The organism is Leucobacter sp. 1207-22 (assembly GCF_052850455.1).
The window spans coordinates 221,364-246,520 of record NZ_VXCR01000002.1 but is presented as its reverse complement, the minus strand read 5'-3'; the positions used below and the strand labels follow the sequence as shown (position 1 = coordinate 246,520).

Below are 25,157 nucleotides of genomic sequence, written 5' to 3'. Positions count from 1 at the left end.
TCAATGTCCCACTCGCACACCGCTGATCTCAGCAGTGCGGGCGTGAGCATCTGGCTTGATGATCTTTCGCGCCGCAGCCTCGAGAGCGGACAGCTCTCGAGGCTCGTCCGCGAACACGATGTCGTAGGCGTGACCACGAACCCCACGATTTTTGCCGCCGCGCTGGCCGATGGTGACGCATACCGCGCCGCAATAGATCAATGCGTCGCTCGCGGACTCTCCGTTGCTGAAACGATCCGCGATCTAACTGTCGCAGATGTGACAGCTGCCTGCGATGTGTTCGCAGATGTGTATGCGGCAAGTAGGGGTCGTGATGGTCGAGTCTCGCTTGAGGTTGACCCCGGGCTCGCGCACGATTCACAGGGCACGATCGAGCAAGCTCGTGATCTTTGGAAACGAATTGATCGCCCCAATGCGATGATTAAGATCCCCGCCACTGAGGCAGGTCTTGAGGCAATCGCTGCAGTGGTGAGCGAGGGCATCAGCGTCAACGTGACATTGATCTTTAACGTCGTGCGCTATCGTCAGGTGCTCCACGCGTACTATGCCGGGATCGAACGAGCCCGCGCTGCAGGACGATCCATCGCTGGAATCCACTCGGTAGCCTCAGTCTTTGTCTCTCGAGTGGACACCGAGGTTGATGCCAGACTCACATCCGTCGGAACTGATGAGGCACTCTCGCTTCGCGGCCGCGCTGGAATTGCAAATGCGCGACTCACGCACGAGATCTTCTCGAACATGATGGAAACCGAGCGGCTCAAGTATCTACATGCACGTGGGGCGCAGCCGCAGCGGCTGCTCTGGGCGTCAACGGGCGTGAAGAATGCAGAACTTCTGCAGGACACAGCGTATGTCGACGAGTTGGTGACGCCAAACACGGTAAACACGATGCCGCTCGCGACCCTTGAAGCTTTCGCTGATCACGGCCTCCCCGCCAGTGACCGAGTGTCCCCTGCGTACCTTGAAGCGAATCAGGTTTGGAACGCGTTGGACGCGTTGGGAATCCAATACAGCGACGTGATGTCTCAACTCGAAGACGAAGGACTTGCGAAGTTTGAAGCTTCCTGGAAGGAACTGGTGAAGACCGTTACTCTGGCGATGCAGGTGGCCCAGTGAGCGCAGCAGCGGTGTGCCTGACAGATTCGGCACGTCGCCGCTCGCAGCCAATTCTCGAACAGCTTGTTCAGAGCCGGTTCGCATCACGCCTCTTTGCAAAGGACGACACGCTCTGGGGCGGTTCGGCTGCTGACGAAGCTGCGATTCGTCTCGGATGGGTGGACTTCTCATCTGAAGCGCGGGATGTGCTGGCGCAAGTGGAGTCTTTCCGCTCAGAGATTCTCGCACGTGGAATCTCGCGAATCGTGCTGTGCGGTATGGGTGGATCGAGTCTTGCGCCATATGTGATTACACACAGGGAAGGAATCGAGCTCACAGTGCTCGATTCAACGCACCCTGACACGGTTCGCGCAGCGCTCACTCACGATATCGAGCAGACGCTTGCGGTGATTAGCTCGAAGTCTGGATCCACTGTGGAGACTCTGAGCCATCGCGCGGCATTTACGCGGGCGTTCGCTGATGCGAATGTTGATCCGGCGGATCACGTGGTCGTTGTCACAGATCCTGGATCAAAGCTTGAGGCTAGCGCTCGCGCGGCTGGACAGCGAGTGTTTCATGCTGATCCGAATGTGGGCGGCAGGTTTTCGGCTCTCACTGCTTTCGGCATCGTGCCCGCGGGGCTGGCTGGAGCAGATATTGAGCGGTTGTTGCTTGAAGCGGAGGCAGTCAGACCTTCGCTCATGCAAGATTCACTCGACAACCCTGCTCTGCAGCTGGCGGCAACGGTGTTTGCGGACCTTCCCGAGCGCTATGTGCTCGAAGTCGTCGAGTCAGTGTCTGAGCCTTGGGGCCTCGGTTTGTGGATCGAGCAACTTGTTGCAGAATCCACAGGCAAGGATGAACAGGGAGTTCTCCCTCTGTCGCTCCCCCGTGGTGCAGCACCAACCTCGGCAGAACCAGCGCGCGTGGTTGAGCTCCAGGACGGCGACGCCATCGGCGCAGCCCTCACGATTGATTCTGAACAGGCGATTGCTGTTGCTGGGTCGCTCGGTACGCAGTTCCTGCTTTGGGAAGTTGCGACCGCTGCGCTGGGACACCTTGTCGGCGTAGATCCGTTTAACCAGCCTGACGTTGAATCTGCAAAGATTGCGGCACGGAAGAGTTTGACTTCTGCGGAGGATTCCGAAGAGTGCTGGGTGCCTGCATTTGCAGGAACCACGGTCTCAGGCATCTCGTGCAAATCGGGAGAACACGCTGCTGCTGCGGATATTATTGCCGGCCTGAAACAGGCCGTCCCCTCGAATGGCTATGTCGCTATCCAGGCATATGCAGCTCCGGAGGGCCCCTGCTCAGGCCCACTGGAGCGATTCCGGTCAGCACTCGCTGATGCGTGGGATGTTCCGGTGAGTCTCGGCTGGGGTCCTCGATACTTGCACTCGGTGGGTCAGTTCCACAAGGGTGGACGTCCGCTTGGGGTGTTCTTGCAGATCATCGATGTTCCCACAGAGGATCTTGAGATTCCAGAGGGCGAATCGAGTTTTGCCACACTCATGCGTGCGCAGGCAAATGGTGATGCTGCGGTACTCAGAGAGCGCGGTCGCACGGTGCTTCGTGTCAGCGGGGCGACGACCGTTGCCGCACTCGACCAGTTGGTAGCTGCCGTTGAGCAGCTGGGTGCATAGTTTGATGCGGCACATGTAATAGGAAAGGCCCCGAGCAAATTGCTCGGGGCCTTTCCTATTACGCTCAAGGATGACTGCTACTTGCGGCCGCGTCGTGCGCGGAGCTTCTGCAGGGCCTCTTCGAGAAGCTCGACGGCTTCCTCTTCGGTGCGACGTTCCTTGACATATGCGAGGTGCGTCTTGTAAGGCTCGTTCTTCACGAGCTGGGGTGGCTCATCCTTATTGCGACCAGCGGGAAGCCCCGAAGTCGGTGAATCAATCTGATCCGGGATCTCCTCGTCAGCTACGTCAGCTGAGAAGTAGCGGATCGTTTCGTTGCCCAGTGCGTCCCAGTACGAGACCTGAACACGTTCGGCACGCACGCCGTGATCCTGCTCCCCCATGGGACCAGAACCGACGCGGGCACCACGGATAGCATTGCTGCTGCCTGCCACGAGTGACCTGCTTTCTACAAGATAAAACTTAGATCAGCGTGAAGCGATCAATAACGTTGACGCCAACGATCGAAAGAACCCAAACGATCGAGACGACAACCGTGATGCGGTTGAGGTTTCGCTCGGCGACTCCCGAGGAGCCAAGAGCTGAGCCCATGCCGCCACCGAACATATCGGAGAGGCCGCCACCGCGGCCCTTGTGCAGCAGGATGAACAGCGTCAGGAGCAAGCTCGTAAGAACAAGCAGCGCCAAGAGGATGATCTTAACTACGAGCACTGAGGAAACCTTTCACTTGGCACTGCGCAAGGTGCGCGGCACCGACGGACCAGAAACCAGTATAGCCGCCATGCGGCACTGGGATAGCTACGCGCCGACGTGTTGGCGGAAACGGATGATCCGCTGGAACTCGTCAACCTTCAGGCTGGCGCCACCAACCAACGCGCCATCCACGTCAGACTGACGCATGAACGCTGCGATATTCTCACTCGTCACTGACCCGCCATACAGCACACGAGTTGTTGCGGCGGCATCTTCTCCGGAGACCTCGATGATGGTCTCACGCAAAGCTTGCGCAACAGACTGCGCCTGCTCTGGCGTTGCAGCCTGGCCACTGCCGATCGCCCAGACTGGCTCGTAAGCGACGACGAATGGCGAGCCGGCGGGAAGCGTCGCGAGCGCAGCGCGGAGCTGCGCGACAGGAACTGCGGCCGCGCCGTGCTCCTCAAGATCAGCAGCGGTTTCACCAACGCAAATGACGGGAACCATGCCGGTCTGCGAGATCGCAGCAGCCTTTGCCGCAACGACGTCATTGGACTCGCCGTGGCCGTGACGACGCTCTGAGTGCCCCACGATGACGTACTGCACGTCAAGCTTGGTAAGCATTGCTGCCGAGATGTCGCCGGTGAATGCGCCCGACTGATGCTGGGAAACGTCCTGAGCACCGAGGCTCAGAGAAAGTCGATCAGCTGCGAGGAGAGTCTGCACCGAACGTAGATCGGTGAAAGGCGGGAACACGGCTACTTCAGCGTCAGAGAAGTCGTGCTTCGCGTCTTTCAGGCCCCAAGCGAGCTTCTGCACGAAAGCGATCGCCTGCAGGTGATCGAAATTCATCTTCCAGTTGCCCGCGATGAGCGGGGTGCGGGTTACCGTGGCGTTCATGCGAGCACCTCGAGTCCCGGAAGCTGCTTGCCTTCGAGGAATTCGAGGCTCGCGCCACCACCGGTGGAGATGTGACCGAACTGGTCATCAGCAAAGCCAAGCGCGCGAACTGCAGCCGCAGAGTCTCCGCCGCCAACAACAGTGAAGCCCTGAGTGGCGGTGAGAGCCTGTGCAACAGCGCGGGTGCCGTGAGCAAATGCATCCATCTCGAATACGCCCATTGGGCCGTTCCAGAAAATGGTCTGCGACTTGCTAATCTCCTCTGCGAATGCCGCCGCACTGTCAGGGCCGATGTCGAGGCCAATGCCTGCCGAACCAAATGCGCTCGACTCGATCGCATCGGCTGCGACGATTTCGTGGGCAGCATCAGCAGCAAAGCGCTCAGCTACCACGACATCGGTAGGTAGGACGATACGAACACCGCGGCGCTCGGCGTCAGCAAGGTAGCCACGCACGGTCTCAAGCTGGTCCTCTTCAAGCAAGCTGGAAGCAACCTGGTGGCCCTGTGCAGCAAGGAAAGTGAAGAGCATTCCGCCACCGATAAGCAGCGTGTCGACGCGCTCGATGAGGTGGGAAATGACTCCGAGCTTATCTGAGACCTTTGAGCCACCGAGAATGACCGTGTAAGGGTGCTCCGCGTTCTCCGTCAATCGCTCGAGCACAACCGTCTCGGCTGCAACGAGGCGGCCTGCGGCGCTAGGAAGAATCTGGGGCAGATCGAAAACGCTCGCCTGCTTACGGTGCACAACACCGAAGCCGTCAGAGACAAAAAGCTCACCAAGCGCAGCAAGCCGTTCCGCGAACGCGCGACGCTCGGCATCGTCCTTGCTGGTCTCACCTGCGTTGAAGCGCAAGTTCTCGAGCAACAGTACGTCGCCGTCGTTCAGCGCTGCCGCCGCAGCCGAAGCCTCATCTCCTACGGTTTGACCAACGAACCGCACAGGCGACTCGAGCAGCTCTGCCATGCGCGTTGCAACAGGGCGAAGCGAGAAGCGTTCCTCGGGTGCCCCCTTGGGGCGACCGAGGTGTGACAGGAGTACCACGCGTGCGCCCGCAGCGCGCAATTCGCGGATGGTCGTGAGAGATGCGCGGATCCGCCCATCGTCGGTAATCACGCCCTCTGACAGTGGGACGTTAAGGTCGCAGCGAACGATTACCGTTCGTGAGGCGAGCGAGCCGAGATCTTCAAGCGTGCGCATAGCGGGGAATACTCCTAGTGGTATTTCGGGAGAACATGCCGAAGCGGGTGGGTGACAGATACGTCACCCACCCGCTTATCGGAAATTAGATCAGGCCTGGGGTCTGCGAACGAGCGGTCTCGAAGCGCTGAGCGACGTCCTGCCAGTTTGCGATGTTCCAGAAAGCCTTGACGTAGTCAGCGCGAACGTTGAGGTAGTCGAGGTAGTACGCGTGCTCCCACACGTCGAGCATGAGCAGCGGAGTGGTGCCAGCGGGAAGGTTGCCCTGCTGGTCGAAGAGCTGAACAATGTTCGGGCGCTGGCCGAGCGAGTCCCATGCAAGCGCAGCCCAACCCGAGCCCTGCACGCCAAGTGCGGTTGCGGTGAACTGAGCCTGGAACTTCTCGAAGCTGCCGAAGTACTCGTCAATTGCTGCTGCAAGCTCACCCTCGGGACGCTCGCCACCCTCTGGTGACATGTTGTTCCAGAAGATGCTGTGGTTCACGTGGCCACCGAGGTTGAACGCGAGGTCCTTCTCAAGCTTGTTCACGTTTGCAAGGTTGCCAGTCTCGCGAGCCTCAGCAAGAGCCTCGACTGCAGCGTTCGCACCGGTGACGTATGCCTGGTGGTGCTTGCTGTGGTGCAGCTCCATGATCTTGCCGCTGATGTGCGGCTCGAGTGCTGCGTAGTCGTAGGGCATCTCAGGAAGGGTGTAAACCATAGCCTTGCTCCGTTTCAATCAGATGTTGGTGTATGCCCCACTCTACTCGCACCGCGGCGAGTCGGCTGGGGTATTTCCGTTCGCAGTTAGCGATACTCCCGGGGTATGCAGGGAGTATCAGGTTTGGCCTAGTTGCCCTCTGCGAAATCGGGAAGACTTGCTTCGGTTCCAGGCAACCCCTTCGCGAGAGCTTCCTTATCTGCCATCGCGAGAAGGCGGCGGATCCGGCCAGCGATTGCGTCCTTCGTCAATGCAGGCTCAGCCTTGGTGCCGAGCTCATCGAGACTCGCCTCGCGGTGCTGCAGACGCAACATGCCAGCGTACTTGAGGTGCTCTGGCACATCTTCGCCAAGGATCTCAAGCGCGCGCTCAACCCGCGCACAAGCCGTCACAGACGCCTGGGCGGATCGACGAAGATTAGCGTCATCAAAATTCACGAGACGATTCGCGGTGGCGCGAGTCTCGCGGGCCTTCCGAAGGTTGTCCCACTCGGAACGGGCGCCAACAGCGCCCATTGCGCCGAGCATCGCGCTGATCGCTTCACCGTCACGAACAAGCAGCTTGCTGGTGCCGCGAACCTCGCGGTTCTTCGCATCGATGCCGATGCGACCTGCCGCGCCAACAAGCGCCATCGCAACTTCACTGCTTGGGCATGCGATCTCGAGACCAGCCGTGCGGCCGGGCGGCGTGATCGAGCCGCGCGCGAGGAATGCGCCGCGCAGCGCAGCAGCGAGTTCTGCGGCGTCGCCGGTAGCGACGCGATTTGGAAGGCCGCGGATCGGGCGACGACGCTGATCGAGAAGCCCAAGCTGGCGAGCGAGAGTTTCGCCATCAAGGACGCGAACGAGAAACTGTGGTGCACCTGGGCGCACCGTGGTGGGGGGCAGCTGCTTAGCGTCAGCGCGGACGCCATACAGCTCGGCGAGGTCCTTACGGACACGCTGAACGATCTGCGGGGTGTGCAGTTCGGCCTCGAGGACAATGCGACCGTTGATGGTGTGCAGTCCTCCAGAAAGGCGAAGCGTCGTGGCAACCTCAGCCATCCGCACCCCAGTCGGCTGGACGGGAATGCGGACGAGCTCGCCCTTGACTTCAGCGGTAGTCGGCACGGAGAAGAGTCCTCTCAACGAAAGATCAACAGAAAATCAAAAGGTGTGCGCTACTCGCGACCGAGGTCGCGGTGACGGAGCGACACGCTCACGCCAGGGAGGGCAGCAAATTGATCCGCGAGCTCGCGGGCCATCGCAACTGACCGGTGTTTACCACCGGTGCAGCCGATCGCGAGCGCTGCGTGCCGTTTGTTCTCACGCTGGAATCCAGCAAGAACTGGCGCGAGAGAAGCAACGTAGTGCTCGAGAAACTCTGCTGCGCCTTCTTGCGCAAGGACATAGTCTTTCACAGGTCCGTCCAGTCCCGTGAGCGAACGTAGATCAGTTTCCCAGAATGGGTTTGGTAGAAATCGCATGTCTGCCATGAGATCCACGTCAGTTGGCGCCCCGTACTTAAATCCAAAGCTCATAACGCTGAGTTGCAGCCCGGGGGTGTCTTCCGCTGAAAACAGGTCCCGAACGTGGGTGGTGAGGCCATGAACGTTGTAGTCGGACGTGTCAATGACGACATCGCTCGAAGCACGCAACTCCCCTGAGCGCTCACGCTCTAGACGGATTCCCTCGAGCAGGCCGCCTGCCTCAAGCTGGAGCGGGTGAGGGCGACGAACCTGCTCGTACCGTCGTACCAAAACATCATTGTTTGCATCAAGAAAGACCACACGGACCGTTGCGTTTTCACGCAGTGAAGCAACAGTTGATTGAATGTCGCTATACAGGTTTCGCCCGCGAGCATCAATGACCGCTGCAATCTGAGGGAGAGCTCCCCCAGACTTATCGGCCATATCTGCCAGTGTTTTCACCATGGAGAGCGGAAGGTTATCGACGACGTACCAACCAAGGTCTTCAAGGGTGTTTGCCACGGTGCTTCGGCCTGCGCCAGACATGCCCGTGACAATCAGAATTTCTTGCGTCGATTTCTCTTCGCTCATGTCGCATCACCTTCGGTCTCGTCCGTTTCAGGAACCACCAGCTTACCGGCTGTCGCCGCTTCTGTCGCAGTTGTGAGATGGCGATGAACTTGTTCTCCGAGCCGATCCCCAAAGCCTGGCATCGCAGAGATCTCTGCTGCTGTTGCGCTTCGCAAACGCTTCGCCGACCCGAACCGTTTCAGAAGCTGCTGCACGCGCTTGGGGCCGAGCCCGGGGATCTCAGAAAGCTGTGTCGCAATTGCAGTACTGCGCTTCTGTCGTTGGAATGTGATCGCAAAGCGGTGGGCTTCGTCTCGAATCCGCTGGACCAGGAACAAGGCGTCACTTGTGCGTGGAAGAATCACTGGGAACGGGTCTTCAGGAAGCCAGATCTCTTCAAGTCGCTTTGCAATTCCACAGAGCATAACGTCGGTAATGCCATGCTCCGAGAGTGCACGAGCTGCTGCCGCTACCTGGGGCTCGCCACCGTCGACGATAAGGAGCTGGGGGCGGTCTCGATAGACGCCGTTTGGGAGTTCGCCTGCAGCCCTCGCCTGGTTGAGTTGTGCGGCGCGACGAGACACCACTTGATAAATGGAGTCAGTATCGTCCGTCGTTGCCTCAATCGAGTACTTGCGATACTCACTCTTCGCTGGCAGGCCATCTTCGAATACGACAAGCGACGCAACAACGTTGGTGCCTTGGAGATGTGACACATCGATGCACTCGATGCGAAGCGGCGCGACATCCATACCGAGCGCATCTTGGATCTCTGCGAGCGCATCAGTTCGTGCGGTGATATCGCTCGCTCGCTTGAGCTTGTGACGGACAAGGTTCTCCCCCGCGTTGAGGACCGCGCGATCCATCAACTGAGCCTTGTCACCTCGTTCAGGGACGCGGATCTTGACTTTTCCGCCTCGCGGACGTTGTTTGCCGAGCGCCTTCTGCAGCTCCTCTACACCGTCGGGCATGACGGATACCAGGATTTCTGAAGGCGGCTCCCGGTCCTGCGGGTACGCGGATTGGAGCACTTGCTCAACTAGCCGAGGAGGCGAGTCATCGAGCTCGACATCAACGATCCAGCTACGCTCACCTCGAATGCGGCCACCGCGAATGATGAACTGATGTGCGGCCGCCGAAAGTTCATCAGAGCGGAGCCCAAAGACATCGAGATTGACGTCCATGCCGAGAACTATCGCGTTCTTTTCAAGCACGTGAGCGACTGCCTGCATCTGATCACGCAGCTTTGCGGCCTCCTCATACCGCTGCTCAATGGCGGCGGCCTTCATCTCACGTTCAAGAAGCTTGAGGTGGGAATCATCGGCGCCCGCAAGGAAAGCGCCGAGTTCTTCGACTCGAGCCCGATGATCTGCAATGCTGATGGTGCCCGAACATGGGCCACCACAGCGACCAATCTGACCCGCGAGGCACGGCCGACCTGAGGACATGGCCCGCTTGTAATCGGCATCGTTGCAGGTGCGGATGGGGAACGCCTGCTGCAGCAGCGAAACGGTCTCCTTCAGAGCCCATACTTTCGGATACGGGCCAAAGTACTTCGCGCCACGGATGTGCTCGTTGCGAGTGATGATGAGTCGCGGAGACTCCTCACGAAGAGTCAGGGCAAGGTACGGATAGGTCTTGTCGTCTTTGAACTGGACGTTGAAGGGCGGCTTGAACTCCGTGATCCATGTGTGTTCGAGCACGAGCGACTCGGTGTCGGTAGCGACAACGGTCCAGTCGAGCTTGGCGGCAAGCATGAGCATGCGTTGCGTACGAGGCATGAGTGCGTGCATCGGCTGGAAATAGTTCGCGAGCCGCTGGCGCAGGTTCTTTGCCTTGCCGATGTACAGCACCCGGCCGTATCGGTCGCTAAACCGATACACGCCGGGGCTGGTTGGGATCTCCCCCTGCGCAGGGCGGAAGGAAGATCTCGAGTCTTCAGGTGTCACTTGGTGGCCTTTGCGGCCGCCTTCGCTTCACGGCCGTGCAGCACCTCTGCGAGGAATCGTCCAGTGTGGCTCTCGGGGTGTTCTGCGAGCTGCTCAGGAGTGCCTGTAGCGAGAATCGTTCCGCCTCCAGATCCACCCTCTGGGCCGAGGTCAATAACCCAGTCGGCGCTGCGGATCACGTCGAGGTTGTGCTCGATCGTAATCACCGTGTTCCCCTTGTCTACCAGACCGTTGAGTACAAGCAGTAGCTTGCGCACGTCTTCAAAGTGAAGGCCGGTCGTTGGCTCGTCGAGGACATAGATACTGCGGCCGTTCGAGCGCTTCTGGAGCTCGGTTGCGAGCTTCACACGCTGCGCTTCGCCACCGGAGAGCGTTGTCGCGCTCTGGCCAAGGCGCACATAGCCGAGCCCGACGTCGACCAGAGTCTTCATGTAGCGGTGGATCGAGGAGATCGGCTCGAAGAACGACTCTGCCTCAGAAATGGGCATCTCGAGGACCTCGGAGATGTTCTTGCCCTTGTAGCGGACCTGCAGCGTCTCGCGATTGTAACGGCTGCCGCCACAGATCTCACACGCGACGTATACGTCGGGTAGGAAGTTCATCTCGATCTTCAGGGTGCCATCGCCCGAGCAAGCCTCACAGCGGCCGCCCTTGACATTGAAGCTGAAGCGACCGGGCAGGTAGCCGCGGGTTTTCGCTTCGGGCGTCTCAGCAAACAGGTTGCGGATCTTGTCAAAGACACCCGTGTATGTTGCAGGGTTCGAGCGTGGTGTGCGGCCAATCGGCGCCTGGTCGACGTGCACGACCTTGTCGAGGTGTTCGAGGCCGGTAATTCGGGTGTGCTTGCCTGGAACGAGTCGTGCACCGTTGAGCTGATTCGCAAGCACGCGGTACAGGATGTCGTTCACAAGGGTTGACTTGCCCGAGCCTGAGACGCCAGTGACCGCAGTCATGACGCCGAGTGGGAACGTTGCGTCGACGTTCTGCAGGTTGTTTGAGCGCGCGCCAACGACCTTGAGTTCGCGCTTTTTGTCACGCTTGCGACGCTGCTTCGGGGTATCGATGCTGCGACGACCCGCAAGATAGTCGCCGGTCACGGACTCTCGATTGCTCAGCAGCTCTGCGTAGCTGCCAGAGTGGACAACCGTGCCACCCTCAACGCCAGCACCAGGCCCGATATCAACGATCCAGTCGGCGGCTTCGATCGTCTCTTCGTCGTGCTCCACAACGATGAGGGTGTTGCCGAGGTCACGCAATTTCACGAGGGTTTCGATCAGACGGCGGTTATCGCGCTGGTGCAGGCCAATCGATGGCTCATCAAGCACATAGAGCACGCCAGTCAGGCCGGAGCCAATCTGTGTAGCCAAGCGGATACGCTGAGCCTCGCCACCGGAGAGTGTGCCTGCGGCGCGTGCGAGTGTGAGGTACCCAAGTCCGACCTCAATGAGGAAGTCAAAGCGGAGGCGGATCTCGCGGAGCACCTGCGCCGCAATCTTTGCCTCGCGTTCGGTCAGGGTGACCTCGTCGAAGAACTGCTTCGCGTTCGACAGGCTCAGCTCAGTGACCTGCGAGATTGACTGCTCGTTGACAGTAATTGCGAGTACTTCAGGCTTGAGGCGTTGGCCAGCACACGACTGGCACGGTACCTCGCGTAGGAACTCCTGCCAGCGATCGCGCTTCGCGTCAGACTCTGCCTCGGCATATTGGCGCTCGATGAAGGGAATGACGCCTTCAAAGCCGCTCGAGTACTTGACCTCTCGGCCGAAACGATTCTTCCACCGTACGTTGACCTTGAAGTTATTGCCGTGAAGCACTGCCTCGCGTACCTCTTCGTCAAGTTCACCCCACGGTGTCTTGAGCGAGAAGTCGAGGTCATCTGCGAGACCAACGAGCAGCTTCTCGTAGTACTGATAGAGGCTCTTGCCCTGGCTCGTCCATGGAACGATGACGCCCTCGGCAATTGAGAGTGCCGGATCGCCAAGCACGAGGTCTTCATCGACTGACATGCTCGTACCGAGACCTGAACACGCGCCACAGGCTCCGAAGGGCGCGTTGAAGGAGAACGTGCGGGGCTCGATCTCAGTGAGCTGAATGGGGTGCTGATTCGGGCAGCTGAGCTTCTCTGAGAAGAGCTGTACGCGGTCGGCGCTCCCCTTGTCTTCATCAACGTACTCAATCGCGACGATGCCGCCAGCGAGACGCAGCGCGGTCTCGAGCGAGTCAGTCAGCCGACCGAGGACGTCTGGCGTCGCAACGAGGCGATCGATAACGACCGAGATGTCGTGCTTGACCTGCTTCTTGAGCTTGGGAGGATCGGACAGCTGAATCATCTCGCCATCTACAATCGCTCGTGAGTAGCCGCCGGCTGCGAGCTCCTGGAAGAGGTCGACGAACTCGCCCTTCTTCTTGCTCACTACGGGTGCGAGCACCTGATAACGGGTGCGCTCTTCGAGCTCCATGAGACGGTCAGCGATCTGCTGCACCGTCTGTGCCTGGATCGCTTCACCACACTCTGCACAGTGTGGGATGCCAACACGAGCCCAGAGTAGACGCATGTAGTCGTAGATCTCGGTGATCGTACCGACGGTCGAACGCGGGTTACGGTTCGTTGACTTCTGATCGATTGAGACCGCGGGGCTCAAGCCCTCAATGAAATCAACATCTGGGCGGTCGACCTGACCGAGGAACTGGCGGGCATACGCACTCAGGCTTTCAACATAACGACGCTGCCCCTCTGCGAAAATCGTGTCAAACGCAAGGCTGGACTTACCGCTGCCCGAAAGGCCGGTAAACACCACCATGGAGTCACGCGGAATCGACAGGTCGACATTGCGGAGATTATGGACGCGGGCACCCTGAACACTAATCTCGGCGTGCGCTGCCGAGGAGCGAATCGGGGTACTGGGGGCAAGGTCGAAGTTCTTCGAAGTCACAGCTCTATCTTACGTTGCCGGGGGCAATAGTTCGAACATATGTGCGATTAATTTGCGCTGGGAAAACGGGCGAGCTGTTCTTTCCAAAGCGCGCGCCAATGTTCGACGTCGCTCTCGTCAGCAAGCCCCTCGTGACTGATTGTCACGAGCACCTTCGTCTCGTCTTTGGCTGCGGCAGCCACTTCGAGCTTGCCCAGCCCCGTGAGGTTTGAACGCCAGAACGTGCGTTTGTCGGTGCGCGAGCGGCGAGGTTCTGACAGCTTGGCGCCGAGAAAATCGGTGCCTGCGGCAGTCTCGGCCCAGAATTCGATTACAGCATCACGGTTTCCAGGGACCGTGCGGCTCACGCTCACTCGATACGTGCCATCTGCCGATTGGCCTGGCCGACGAATGCCCGCATGTTGCTCGAAGGCGATCGTTGCCATCTGCGCCCACCAGTGCGGGTTTTCCAGTTCTGGTGGCATCTTCGCGGCCGCAAGATCTGCGATCTCACGGTGACTAAGCGTCGCTGCGTTCGCGGCTGCGAACAGCTCAAGCCACTCACCCCACGTCATATTGGAAGCTCGTTCAAGCGCAGGAATGTTCGCCCCACGGGTGCTGCTCGACGTTGCGGTCATTGTTGTTCCATTGCCTCTTGCTCGTTCATGTGGACGTGGATCGCAGGGCCTACAGGTGGCCCGCCTCGTCCATGCTCCGCAGTTCGCGCTTCAGTTCGGTGAGCTCATCACGCAGGCGCGCGGCAAGCTCGAATTTGAGCTCCTCCGCCGCGAGTAGCATCTGCTCGGTGAGATCATTGATGAGTTCTTCGAGCTTCGCTGCACCCTCGGAAGCGATTGCTCCGGCGCGCGCAGCAGCCTTGCCTTTTGCCTTCTGCGACGAACCGCTCTTCCGCTGCGAATGTGCACCAGAACGAGAGAGCACATCTTCGGTGTCGGCGGCTTCGCGATTGAGCATCTCGGTGATGTCACCGATCTTCTTACGCAGCGGCTTCGGGTCGATGCCGTACTCAGTGTTGTACGCCACCTGAATCTCGCGGCGACGATTGGTCTCTTCAATCGCCTCCTTCATGGAGCGCGTGATCTTGTCGGCATACATGTGCACCTGGCCAGAGACGTTTCGAGCAGCGCGACCGATGGTCTGGATGAGTGACGTCGACGACCGCAGGAAGCCCTCTTTGTCTGCGTCGAGAATGGAGACGAGTGACACCTCAGGGAGATCGAGCCCCTCACGCAGTAGGTTGATGCCGATGAGTACGTCGTAGACGCCGGCACGCAGCTCCGTAAGTAACTCAACACGACGCAGTGTGTCGACGTCTGAGTGCAGGTACCGAACGCGAACACCCGCCTCCTCCATAAAGGTCGTGAGCTGTTCGGCCATCTTCTTCGTGAGCGTAGTGACGAGCACCCGTTCGTCACGCTCAGCGCGGGCCCGAACTTCCTCGAGCAGGTCGTCGATCTGTCCCTCGGAAGGCTTCACAACAATTTCTGGATCGATCAGGCCTGTCGGGCGAATAATCTGCTCGACGATGCCGTCAGCGCGCTCCATCTCATACTTGCCAGGGGTTGCCGAAAGGTAAATGGTTTGCCCAACACGCTCTTTGAACTCTGCGAACTTGAGCGGTCGATTGTCGAGCGCACTCGGCAGTCGGAATCCGTGATCAACCAGCGTGCGCTTTCGCGACGCATCACCCTCATACATCGCACCAATTTGTGGCACGGTGACATGCGACTCATCGATGACAACGAGGAAATCGTCTGGGAAATAGTCGAGCAGGCAGTGCGGAGCCTCACCCGGCTCCCGCCCATCGATGTGGAGCGAGTAATTCTCAATACCCGAGCAGAAGCCAATCTGCTCCATCATCTCGAGGTCAAACGTGGTGCGCATGCGCAGACGCTGCTCTTCGACCAGCTTGTTCTGGCGTTTCAGTTCGGCGAGACGCTCATCTAGCTCGGTAGAGATCGTGCCCATTGCGCGATTCATGACATCGCGGCTTGCGACATAGTGTGAGCCTGGGAAAACTGACACGGTCTCGACCTGTTTGATGACATCACCCGTGAGCGGGTGCAGGTAGTAGAGCGCCTCGATCTCGTCGCCGAAGAACTCGATGCGAATCGCGAGCTCCTCATACATCGGAATAATCTCGACGGTATCGCCACGCACACGGAAGTTGCCGCGAACGAACTCGATGTCGTTTCGCTGATACTGCATGTCAACGAACCGGCGCAGCAGCACGTCGCGGTCGAGGCGGTCGCCGACCACGAGCGGCACCATTGCCTCGTAATACTCTTCAGGCTTACCGAGGCCGTAGATGCACGAAACTGTCGAAACCACAATCACGTCACGCCGGGAAAGCAGTGCGTTCGTGGTGGAATGTCGCAAGCGTTCAACCTCGGCATTCACCGAGGAGTCCTTCTCAATAAAGGTGTCGGTCTGGGGAACGTAAGCCTCAGGCTGGTAGTAGTCGTAGTAGCTCACGAAGTACTCGACCGCATTGTTGGGGAAGAGCTCACGGAATTCACTTGCCAGCTGCGCGGCAAGCGTCTTGTTGTGGGCGAGAACGAGCGTCGGACGTTGCACGGCCTCGACGAGCCAAGCAGTCGTTGCTGACTTGCCTGTGCCAGTTGCGCCGAGTAGCACGACGTCAGTTTCGCCTGCGTTGATGCGCGCAGCAAGCTCTTCAATCGCCTTCGGCTGATCGCCGCTCGGCTCGTACTCGGAGATGACCTCAAATGGTCGAACACTGCGCGTGGTTTCCATGTTTCTCACCATACCTTTTGCCGCCGACATTCACCCATGAGACGCGTAAATCACCCACCCAAAAACGGCACGCCCAACGCGAACAATAAACCAGTACATGCCGTAATTTTCACTCGATAGTAGGAGCGAGCCAACACGCCCGAAGGTGGTCAGATCCACCACGTGACAGGTCAATCGCCCACCTTGGACGGTGGGCATCGTTCATTACATCACCTCACGAAGTGCTAGCGTAAAGGCGTGAACCCGACTCTGCTTGATCGACTACTCGCCATCAGCGCACTCTTCAAGCGCAACGAGCACCGTTCACTCAAGGGCACCTCTCTAACGGCTGCCCGAATCCAGGTGATGCAGACGCTCTTTCACGGGGGCCCGTCCTCGCAACAGGCACTCGCTCGCACGATGGGCATCACCCCGCGTAGTATCTCCTCTTTGATTGATGGCTTGGTGGAGTCTGGTTACGCGATCCGCGCCGCCGACCCGCACGACCGTCGCGCAGTACTCGTCACACTCACGCCAATGGCACATCAGGAGATGCGAGAGCGCCAGCTGGCACACGCAGAAGTCTCCCGCGAACTGGTCCGCGCAATCGCGCCAGAGGATCGGGCCGCATTTGATCGCGGACTGAACGCGGTGTTCCGCAAATACGACGAGATCGTCCGCCGCGGCTAGTTACCTCGTTCCCGCCACTGGCTCGACGACGGGAACATACATCACCACGTGAAGATCGGTCGCGTCGGATGGCACCAGGCGATGGTGCTCAAACACGCGCACGCCATCCTGAGGGTGCACAAACGTACGCAGCCGCGACTTGAATCGCTCGACACTCTGCTCGGCCCACTGCCGCTTGAAGTCTTCACTTTGCGCAAGGAGCCGCTCTATGACGGCGCGGTGACGCGCAGAACTTAAGCGCACACCTGACTCTGCACGAAACTCGGCCATGAATGCCCGACTGTCGGCCTCCCAATCAGGCAGCATCTCTCGGAGGCGCGGATCGGTATACACGAGCCCGAGGAGATTGCGTTGCGCCGTGGGTAGCGTGGCGATAGGGCCGTACAACCACTCATACCCTTGATTCCAGCCAAGAATCTCCCATGCCGAGTCAACGATGAACGCTGGATAGTCGAGTGCGTCGATCAGGCGCTGCAAATGCGCAGGCGCCATCTCATGCTCGACCGTCGGAAGATCTGCGTGAGGGCCAGCAAGCGCAAACACGTATTCCGCCTCAGACGACGTCAGTTGCAGCACTCGAGCGACGGCGGCGAGCACCTGCCGGGAAGCGTTGATGTCTCGACCTTGCTCAAGCCACGTGTACCAACTGACGCTCATGCCGGCAAGAATTGCGACTTCCTCGCGACTCAAGCCAGTAGTCGACCGCCGCGAGCCGCTCGGAAGGCCGAGCCCCTCACGATCCACGGCCTTGCGTTTCGTGGCAAGGAATTCACCGAGCTGGACACCGCGCGGGGTACGAGGACGAATCATGCATTCATAGTACCAGGAGTACTAGTAGTAACGCTGTTCGCGCATCGTCCACTTCCGCGAATGAAGGGGTGGATAATATGAGTTATGGTCGCCTATCGCTCATTTACTGTTACCCATGGTCGCAACATGGCTGGTGCTCGCGCGCTCTTCCGTGCTGCCGGCGTTCCCGGCGCTGATCTTGGCCGCAAGCCCATCATCGCCGTGGCAAACTCGTTCACCGAGTTTGTCCCAGGCCACACCCACCTCGCACCCGTCGGCCGCATCGTCTCTGAGGCGATCACCCGTGCAGGTGGCATCCCCCGCGAGTTCAACACCATTGCAGTCGATGACGGCATCGCAATGGGCCACGGCGGCATGCTGTACTCGCTCCCCTCGCGCGACATCATTGCTGATTCGGTCGAGTACATGGCGAACGCACACTGCGCCGACGCACTGATCTGCATCTCAAACTGTGACAAGATCACCCCGGGCATGCTCCTCGCAGCGCTGCGCCTGAACATCCCTGTGGTGTTCGTATCGGGTGGCCCCATGGAGTCGGGTCGCGCGACGCTTGCAAACGGCATGGTTCGTACCCTCGATCTCGTTGACGCGATCTCCGAGGCAGTGAATGAGAACGTCTCTGACGAAGATCTCCAGAAGATCGAGGAATCAGCCTGCCCAACCTGCGGTTCGTGCTCTGGCATGTTTACCGCAAACTCGATGAACTGCCTCGTCGAGGCGATCGGACTCGCGCTTCCTGGCAACGGCTCGACTCTCGCGACTCATACCGCACGTCGCGCCCTCTACGAAGAGGCCGGCGAGCTCATCGTGAACATCACGAAGCGCTACTACGAGGAGGACGACGAGACCGTCCTCCCCCGCAATATCGCAACGCACGCCGCGTTCGAAAACGCAATGGCACTCGACATCGCGATGGGCGGATCAACGAATACGATCCTTCACCTCCTCGCCGCTGCTCACGAAGCCGGTGTCGACTTCGGTCTTGAAGAGATCGATGCGGTTTCGCGTCGCGTGCCGTGTCTTGCAAAGGTCGCACCGAACGTTGCGAACGGCAAAACCTATTACATGGAGGATGTGCACCGCGCCGGTGGCATTCCCGCATTGCTCGGTGAGCTCCGCCGCGGCGGCATGCTTAACGACGAGGTCCACACTGTGCACGCGCAGACGCTCGGTGAGTGGCTCGATGAGTGGGACGTGCGCGGCGGTAAGGCGTCTGAGAAGGCGTTCGAACTGTGGCACGCTGCTCCCGGCGGCGTTCGCTCCTCGACCGCGTTCTCGCAGTCAGAACGTTGGCGCGAGCTTGACCTTAACCAGGAGGGTGGCTGCATCCACTCGGTTGAGCACGCATACTCGAAGGACGGCGGCCTAGCCGTGCTCCGTGGCAACATCGCTGTTGATGGCGCAGTCGTAAAGACCGCTGGTGTTGACGAGTCGATCTGGACCTTCTCCGGCCCTGCGGTCGTGTGTGAGTCGCAGGACGAAGCTGTCGAGAAGATCCTCAACAAGCAGGTCGTCGAGGGCGATGTTGTGGTGATCCGCTACGAGGGCCCAAAGGGCGGCCCAGGCATGCAAGAGATGCTGTACCCCACTTCGTTCCTCAAGGGACGCGGTCTTGGGAAAGCATGCGCGCTCATCACTGACGGCCGATTCTCAGGCGGCACCTCAGGACTCTCGATCGGCCACGTCTCCCCCGAGGCGGCTCGTGGTGGCGTTATCGCTCTCGTTGAGGATGGAGACATCATTAAGATTGACATCCCCACACGTGAGCTCACACTCGACGTGCCCCAGGACGAGCTCGATCGTCGTCGTGCGGAGCTCGAGGCAAACGGCGGCTACAAGCCGAAGAACCGTATCCGCCCAGTAACCGATGCGCTTCGTGCATACGCGGCGTTCGCGCAGTCGGCCGATAAGGGCGCAGTTCGCGTTATCCCCGAAGACGTCTAAGTCTTCGCTGCAACACTGAAGGGCTGGCGCTGATCCACATGCGGATCGGCGCCAGCCCTTCAGTTTGTGCTGGCTGGTATTCGCTTATGCGAACCAGAGGCCCAGCTCACGCTCAGCGGAGAGCGTCGAGTCAGAGCCGTGCACGAGGTTTTGCTGCACCTTGAGGCCCCAGTCGCGGCCGAGGTCACCACGAATGGTGCCAGGAGCAGCGGTTGTGGGATCGGTTGCGCCTGCGAGCGAGCGGAAACCCTCGATGACGCGCTCGCCCTCTGCCTTGATTGCGACGATCGGACCCGAGAGCATGAACTCAAGGAGCGGCTCGTAGAACGGCTTGCCCTCGTGCTCAGCGTAGTGCTGAGCAAGAAGTTCGCGGTCTGCGTTCACGAAGCGGATGTCTGCGAGGGTGTAGCCCTTTGCCTCAATGCGGCGGAGAATCTCACCGGTCAAGCCACGGGCTACGCCGTCGGGCTTCACGAGGATGAGAGTTGCTTCTACGGACATGCATGCTCCATTCAAATGTAGTGCTGCGGGGGTGTCCCCCGGCGTTCAGTGTATCCGAGCGAACCCGGCAAATTTGTTAACGGCCCATTGCCGCGAAGTGCGCGATGCGACCGCGGTCAATCTGCGCACCCTTGACCATGCAGTACACCCATAGTGCGGTGAACAGCAGGCCAACAATGAGCGCCATCGGCAGGATAAATGCGCACAAGAGCATGAGCGCATGTGAGATCCAACCGACGATGATGCCGACGCGACCGATCCGCATCGTGCCGAGACCAATGATCTGGACAAGCGCGAGGCCACCACCGATGTAGAGACCGAGTTCGCGTGGCTCAAGGAGACCAAGACCAAAAATGGCGAGGCCAATGAGGACGACGATGATGAGCTCGAAGCCGAGCACGATGGACGCGAGCGCCTTCTGGGTCTTTGCTGCGTCATCCGTACGGCCCGCGCCGGAGATACGCATCGCCGAGTTATGGGCAAGCGTCTCCGACGGAGACATCTTGAACTCTTCTTCAGAGTTGGTGTTCTGATTACTCACGCGATGCCCCAATCCTCACGATGCGAAAGCGCGAGCGCCTGGCCCGCAAGTACAACCGAACCGACAATGAGCACGGCACGGCCGTCTTCCTCAGTTGCCCACTGGTGCGCGTCTGCGACCGCGTCCTCAAACTCGTCGACGGTCAGTACAGGAGTCTCAGGGATTGCGACTTCTGCAAGTTCGGCAATTCGATCCGCTTCAAGCGAGCGAGGTGAATCAACAGCGGTCGCATACACGCGGTGCGCGATCGGCGCGAGCGTCTGGAGGAGCCCTGCGGCGTCCTTCTCCCCCAGCACGCCAACGACTACGGCAAGCTCGGAGAATGAGAACGACTCAGTGACCGCACGCACGAGCGCCTCGGCACCGTGCGGGTTGTGTGCCGCGTCGACGTAAGTGACAGGCTCCTTCGAGATGAGCTGGAGGCGACCCGGGGACGTGAAGTGACCGAGACCCTCCTCGAGAACCTCATCAGGAATCGGGCGCTCAGCACCGAAGAACGCTTCGACTGCCGCGATAGCGAGCGAGGTGTTTGCCGCCTGGTGCTGTCCGAAGAGCGGCACGAACGCAGGCTCGTAAGCGTGGCCGGTGATGCCGACGAAGTCGACCTGGCGGCCACCGACGGCAAGACGGTCTTCGCCAATCGAGAAGTCCGCGCCAGAGACGTAGAGCTTCGCATCGTGCGCAGCAGCAGCAGCGGTGATCTCGGCGAGTGCCGCATCGTCCTGAGCTGCGCTCACGACGATCGAACCCTGCTTGATAATGCCTGACTTCGTCTTCGCAATTTTGGCGATGGTATCGCCGAGAATCTCGGTGTGATCCAGACCAATCGGCGTGAATACAGCGACGGTCGCGTCGACGATGTTCGTCGCGTCCCATTCGCCACCCATACCAACCTCGATGACTGCGACATCTACGGGGGCATCTGCGAAGACGGCAAATCCGAGCACCACAAGGGCTTCAAAGAACGTGATCTTCGGTTCGCCCTTTGCTTCGAGCTCAGCATCGACGACTGACAGCGGGAGCTGCAGTTCGTTCCAGACGGATTCGAGTACGTCAGCATCAATCGGCTGGCCATCGATCTGGAATCGTTCGGTGAAATCGATGAGGTGGGGGCTGGTGAAGAGCCCCGAACGAACACCGTGCGCACTGAGAAGCGTCTGAATTGCGCGACTCGTCGAGGTCTTGCCGTTGGTGCCTGCGACCTGAATTACCGGATACTGGAGCTGGGGCGACCCGGCGAGCTCTGCAAGCCGGCGAACCGGCCCGAGACGGGGCTCGGGCGCGGCTTCACCTGTGCGTTCGAGCAAGGCACTATAAATGCGCTCGCCTGGGGTGAGGTGCTGCGTGAGCGCGCTCATGCGGCAGCCTCAGTAGCGCGACGCACGCTCACGCGGATCTCGCCGCGGTTTGCGTACTTGTCAGCTGCGACAGTTTCGGTGTGTTCAAACTCACCGGTGAGGCGACCCTCAGCCAAGGACGCTGAAGACAGCGCAGCTGCGTCACCTGAGCCGAGCGAGTAGGCAACGCTCAGGGTATCCTCTGCAACTGCCACTGCAACGAATGCACTCGTGACATCAGCGAGGTCTTCCGCTGAGCTGAACCACAGCTCAAGCTCGATTCGATCGCTGATCTCAAACCCTGCGTTCTTGCGGGCTTCCTGCACGGCACGAGTGACGTCACGCGTGAGTCCTTCTGCAAGCAGCTCAGGGGTAAGATCCGTCGCAAGCAGCACAAAGCCACCAGTGGGTAGCAGGCCGAGTGCGCGGCCAGCTGCAGCAGCGCCATCAGCCGTGAGGGTGAGTTCGTACTCACCTGCCACCAGCTCGATACCACCTGCAGTGACGACGCCGTTCGTCTCAGACCAGTCGCCCGACTTCGCGCCCTTAATCGCTTGCTGCACGCTCTTACCGATACGTGGGCCAGCTGCGCGTGCATTCACCGCGAGCGAGTGTACGATGCCGTACTCCGCAGCGCTTTCAGGCTTCTGCTCAATGATGCTGACGGTTTTGACGTTCAGCTCATCGCGCAGGATGTCCGCGAACGGTTCGATGCCGGCTGGCTGATCGGTCACAACAGTGAGTTCTGCAAGCGGCAGTCGAACTCGCAAGCCATTCGCCTTACGCAGCGCGAGCGCTGATGAGGTGACCTGGCGGATCTCATCCATCGCAGCGACGAGCGAAGCATTACTTGGGAAGACCGAGGCATCGGGCCAATCCGTGAGGTGGACCGAACGGCCACCGGTAAGACCACGCCAGATCTCTTCCGTGACGAGCGGGGCCATCGGTGCAGAAATGCGGGTCAGTGTTTCAAGAACCGTGTACAGGGTGTTGAACGCCTGCTGATTCTCTGGCTTCCCGTTCTCGCCGTTGACGCCCTCCCAGAAGCGGTCTCGTGACCGGCGCACGAACCAGTTTGTCAGCACCTCTGCGAAGTCACGCAACGACTCTGCAGCCGAGGTGGTGTCGAGGTTTTCGAGATCCGCCTCAACCTTGCGCACGAGGTCGCCGGTCTTCGAAAGAATGTACTGATCGAGCGGGTCGTTTGAATCGACGCTCCACTCTGCTTCGACCCCGTCAGCGTTCGCGTAGAGGCTGAAGAAGTACCAGGTGTTCCAGAGCGGCAGAATGAACTGGCGGACGCCCTCACGGATGCCTTCTTCAGTAACGATCAGGTTGCCACCGCGCACAACGGGCGATGCCATCAGGAACCACCGCATCGCGTCTGAACCATCACGATTGAATACGTCATTCACGTCCGGGTAATTGCGGAGGCTCTTTGACATCTTGTTGCCGTCAGAGCCGAGCACGATGCCGTGGCTAATGACGTTCTTAAACGCGGGACGATCGAAGAGCGCGGTTGCAAGGACGTGCATGACATAGAACCAGCCACGGGTCTGGCCGATGTACTCGACGATGAAATCAGCTGGCTGTGTTGCATCGAACCACTCGCGGTTCTCAAACGGGTAGTGTGCCTGCGCGAACGGCATTGAGCCAGAATCGAACCACACGTCGAAGACATCTTCGATGCGACGCATGGTCGACTGCCCGCTGGGGTCGTCAGGGTTCGGTCGGGTCAGCGAATCAATGTATGGACGGTGCAGATCAACTTCACCGTCGTCATTCACTGGCAAGGTTCCGAAATCGGCACGCAACTCGTCAAGCGAACCGTAGACATCAACGCGAGGGAAATCTGGGTTGTCGCTCTTCCACACGGGAATCGGGCTGCCCCAGTAACGGTTGCGGCTCACTGACCAGTCGCGTGCCCCTTCAAGCCACTTGCCGAACTGACCGTGCTTCACGTTTCCTGGAACCCAGGTGATCTGCTCGTTGTTCTCGAGCATGCGTTCCTTGATCGGGCCAACGCTCACGAACCAGCTCGAAACGGCGCGGTAGATCAGTGGGTTACGGCAACGCCAGCAGTGCGGGTACGAGTGCTCGTACGAACGCTCACGCAGCAGGCGACCCTTGTCCTTCACGATGCGGATCAGTGGACGGTTCGCGTCCTGCCACAGTTCACCAGCAACGTCGGTCACCGCTGCAATGAAGCGGCCGCCTTCGTCAACGCTGAGAATCGGGGGCATGCCAGCCTCGCCGGTGATGCGCATATCGTCTTCACCGTAGGCAGGGGCCTGGTGGACAATGCCGGTACCGTCGGTCGTCGAGACGTAGTCGTCAACGAGGATGCGCCAGTAGTTTTCGGTGCCCCACTTCTCAGCGTCAGCGAAGTAATCAAAGAGCGGTTCGAATTCGATGTTTTCGAGATCCACACCCTTGACGGTCTTGGTGACTGCAGCCAGCGCGTCCTCGGCTGATTCGTACCCCAGCTCCTTGACATGGCCTGCAATGAGATCGATCGCGAGCAGATAGCTTGCTGCGCCAGCCTCGCCACCATCAGCGGCACCGAGTGGGCCAGCAGGCACAACCGCGTACGCGATCTCCGGGCCGACTGCGAGTGCCGCGTTCGTGGGCAGTGTCCAGGGTGTCGTTGTCCAGGCGAGCGCACGCGCACCGGTCAGGCCAAGCTCAGCAGCTTTCGCGCCCTGCAGCGGGAAGGTGACGGTGACTGATGGGTCTTGACGCATCTGGTACACGTCGTCGTCCATGCGCAGCTCGTGGTTCGACAGCGGAGTCTCGTCACGCCAGCAGTACGGCAGCACGCGGTGCCCCTCGTATGCGAGGCCCTTATCGTGCAGCTGCTTGAAGGCCCAGAGCACGCTCTCCATGAACGGCAGGTTGAACGTCTTGTAGTCGTTCTCGAAATCGACCCAACGCGCCTGGCGAGTGACGTATGTCTCCCACTCTCCTGCGTAGTGGAGCACTGATTCGCGCGCCTTCTTGTTGAAGACGTCGATGCCCATGGCTTCGATTTCGCTCTTCTCAGTGATGCCGAGCTGCTTCATGACCTCCAGCTCAGCGGGAAGACCGTGCGTGTCCCATCCGAAACGACGCTCAACCTTCTTTCCGCGCATGGTCTGGAAACGCGGGAAGACGTCCTTCGCGTAACCGGTCAGCAGGTGGCCGTAGTGCGGGAGGCCGTTTGCGAAAGGCGGGCCGTCGTTGAAAATCCACTCCTCTGCGCCTTCGCGCTGACGAATCGACTCAAGGAAGGTGTCGTCGTTCTTCCAGAACGCAAGTACCTGCTCTTCGAGCGTTGGGAAGTTTGGCGACGGCACGACGCCAAAGCTTGCGCCATTCTGGGTTGCTGCATCGCCCGCGTGAGTGGGCTGCTTGGGGTAAGCCATGTGGCTCCTTCGGTCGAACGTCTGTCACGTATCGTGCCGGGACGAGCTACAAGTCTCACTGACTC

Annotated in this window: 20 protein-coding genes; 4 read left to right on the top strand and 16 right to left on the bottom strand. The window is 59.7% G+C overall.

Features of this window, described 5'->3' with window-relative positions; translation table 11 throughout:
* Nucleotides 1-3 precede the first annotated feature (3 nt).
* Complete coding sequence (tal, locus tag FW756_RS04285) at nucleotides 4-1,116, top strand: transaldolase (RefSeq protein ID WP_446428933.1); 1,113 nt, start codon at nucleotides 4-6, stop codon at nucleotides 1,114-1,116.
* Complete coding sequence (locus FW756_RS04280) at nucleotides 1,113-2,738, top strand: glucose-6-phosphate isomerase (protein ID WP_446428932.1); 1,626 nt, start codon at nucleotides 1,113-1,115, stop codon at nucleotides 2,736-2,738. Before tal ends, FW756_RS04280 begins: the two co-directional genes overlap by 4 nt.
* 77 nt (nucleotides 2,739-2,815) lie before the next feature.
* Here FW756_RS04280 and FW756_RS04275 read toward each other — a convergent pair whose 3' ends face one another.
* From FW756_RS04275 to uvrB, 11 genes are all read right to left on the bottom strand, one after another.
* Nucleotides 2,816-3,172 (bottom strand): RNA polymerase-binding protein RbpA, encoded by a 357-nt coding sequence (locus tag FW756_RS04275; RefSeq protein ID WP_446428931.1) that lies wholly within the window; start codon nucleotides 3,170-3,172, stop codon nucleotides 2,816-2,818.
* Nucleotides 3,173-3,200: 28 nt separating this feature from the next.
* Complete coding sequence (gene secG / locus FW756_RS04270; RefSeq protein ID WP_188024016.1) at nucleotides 3,201-3,449, bottom strand: preprotein translocase subunit SecG; 249 nt, start codon at nucleotides 3,447-3,449, stop codon at nucleotides 3,201-3,203.
* Nucleotides 3,450-3,536: 87 nt separating this feature from the next.
* Nucleotides 3,537-4,331, bottom strand: coding sequence for a triose-phosphate isomerase (gene tpiA / locus FW756_RS04265; RefSeq protein ID WP_446428930.1), 795 nt, complete (start codon nucleotides 4,329-4,331; stop codon nucleotides 3,537-3,539).
* Nucleotides 4,328-5,530, bottom strand: coding sequence for a phosphoglycerate kinase (locus FW756_RS04260; protein ID WP_446428929.1), 1,203 nt, complete (start codon nucleotides 5,528-5,530; stop codon nucleotides 4,328-4,330). The genes tpiA and FW756_RS04260 overlap by 4 nt, the downstream gene beginning before the upstream one ends.
* An 85-nt stretch (nucleotides 5,531-5,615) precedes the next feature.
* The gene (locus tag FW756_RS04255; RefSeq protein ID WP_446428928.1) at nucleotides 5,616-6,230 is read right to left on the bottom strand and encodes a superoxide dismutase; all 615 of its coding nucleotides are present in this window, start codon (nucleotides 6,228-6,230) and stop codon (nucleotides 5,616-5,618) included.
* A gap of 128 nt (nucleotides 6,231-6,358) precedes the next feature.
* Nucleotides 6,359-7,339 carry a DNA-binding protein WhiA gene (gene whiA / locus FW756_RS04250; RefSeq protein ID WP_446428927.1) on the bottom strand — a complete coding sequence of 327 codons (981 nt, stop codon included), beginning with the start codon at nucleotides 7,337-7,339 and terminating at the stop codon, nucleotides 6,359-6,361.
* A 50-nt stretch (nucleotides 7,340-7,389) separates the two neighbouring features.
* The gene (rapZ, locus tag FW756_RS04245; RefSeq protein WP_446428926.1) at nucleotides 7,390-8,268 is read right to left on the bottom strand and encodes an RNase adapter RapZ; all 879 of its coding nucleotides are present in this window, start codon (nucleotides 8,266-8,268) and stop codon (nucleotides 7,390-7,392) included.
* Entirely contained in the window at nucleotides 8,265-10,196 is a 1,932-nt protein-coding gene (gene uvrC, locus FW756_RS04240) for an excinuclease ABC subunit UvrC (RefSeq protein WP_446428925.1), read from the bottom strand. The genes rapZ and uvrC overlap by 4 nt, the downstream gene beginning before the upstream one ends.
* Entirely contained in the window at nucleotides 10,193-13,090 is a 2,898-nt protein-coding gene (uvrA, locus tag FW756_RS04235) for an excinuclease ABC subunit UvrA (protein ID WP_446429209.1), read from the bottom strand. Before uvrA ends, uvrC begins: the two co-directional genes overlap by 4 nt.
* Nucleotides 13,091-13,176: 86 nt before the next feature.
* Nucleotides 13,177-13,746 (bottom strand): hypothetical protein, encoded by a 570-nt coding sequence (locus FW756_RS04230; RefSeq protein ID WP_446428924.1) that lies wholly within the window; start codon nucleotides 13,744-13,746, stop codon nucleotides 13,177-13,179.
* A 49-nt stretch (nucleotides 13,747-13,795) separates the two neighbouring features.
* Complete coding sequence (gene uvrB / locus FW756_RS04225; RefSeq protein ID WP_446428923.1) at nucleotides 13,796-15,886, bottom strand: excinuclease ABC subunit UvrB; 2,091 nt, start codon at nucleotides 15,884-15,886, stop codon at nucleotides 13,796-13,798.
* A gap of 237 nt (nucleotides 15,887-16,123) precedes the next feature.
* Between uvrB and FW756_RS04220 the strand changes: the two genes are divergently transcribed.
* Entirely contained in the window at nucleotides 16,124-16,555 is a 432-nt protein-coding gene (locus FW756_RS04220) for a MarR family winged helix-turn-helix transcriptional regulator (protein WP_446428922.1), read from the top strand.
* Here FW756_RS04220 and FW756_RS04215 read toward each other — a convergent pair whose 3' ends face one another.
* Nucleotides 16,556-17,365, bottom strand: a complete 810-nt coding sequence (locus FW756_RS04215) for a helix-turn-helix transcriptional regulator (protein ID WP_446428921.1) — start codon at nucleotides 17,363-17,365, stop codon at nucleotides 16,556-16,558.
* Nucleotides 17,366-17,449: 84 nt separating this feature from the next.
* Between FW756_RS04215 and ilvD the strand changes: the two genes are divergently transcribed.
* Nucleotides 17,450-19,309, top strand: a complete 1,860-nt coding sequence (ilvD, locus tag FW756_RS04210; protein WP_446428920.1) for a dihydroxy-acid dehydratase — start codon at nucleotides 17,450-17,452, stop codon at nucleotides 19,307-19,309.
* Between the two features lie 84 nt (nucleotides 19,310-19,393).
* On the opposite strand, the gene ndk is transcribed toward ilvD, so the two are convergent.
* The 4 genes from ndk to ileS all read right to left on the bottom strand — a co-directional run bounded on the left by ndk (nucleotide 19,394) and on the right by ileS (nucleotide 25,092).
* Nucleotides 19,394-19,810 carry a nucleoside-diphosphate kinase gene (gene ndk, locus FW756_RS04205; protein WP_188024004.1) on the bottom strand — a complete coding sequence of 139 codons (417 nt, stop codon included), beginning with the start codon at nucleotides 19,808-19,810 and terminating at the stop codon, nucleotides 19,394-19,396.
* Between the two features lie 76 nt (nucleotides 19,811-19,886).
* Nucleotides 19,887-20,351: a DUF4233 domain-containing protein gene (locus tag FW756_RS04200; protein WP_446428919.1), complete on the bottom strand. Its 465-nt coding sequence runs from the start codon at nucleotides 20,349-20,351 to the stop codon at nucleotides 19,887-19,889.
* A complete protein-coding gene (locus FW756_RS04195) occupies nucleotides 20,348-21,709 on the bottom strand; it encodes a bifunctional folylpolyglutamate synthase/dihydrofolate synthase (RefSeq protein ID WP_446428918.1) in 1,362 nt (453 codons plus the stop codon). The genes FW756_RS04200 and FW756_RS04195 overlap by 4 nt, the downstream gene beginning before the upstream one ends.
* Nucleotides 21,706-25,092 carry an isoleucine--tRNA ligase gene (ileS, locus tag FW756_RS04190; RefSeq protein WP_446428917.1) on the bottom strand — a complete coding sequence of 1,129 codons (3,387 nt, stop codon included), beginning with the start codon at nucleotides 25,090-25,092 and terminating at the stop codon, nucleotides 21,706-21,708. The genes FW756_RS04195 and ileS overlap by 4 nt, the downstream gene beginning before the upstream one ends.
* Between the last annotated feature and the right edge of the window lie 65 nt (nucleotides 25,093-25,157).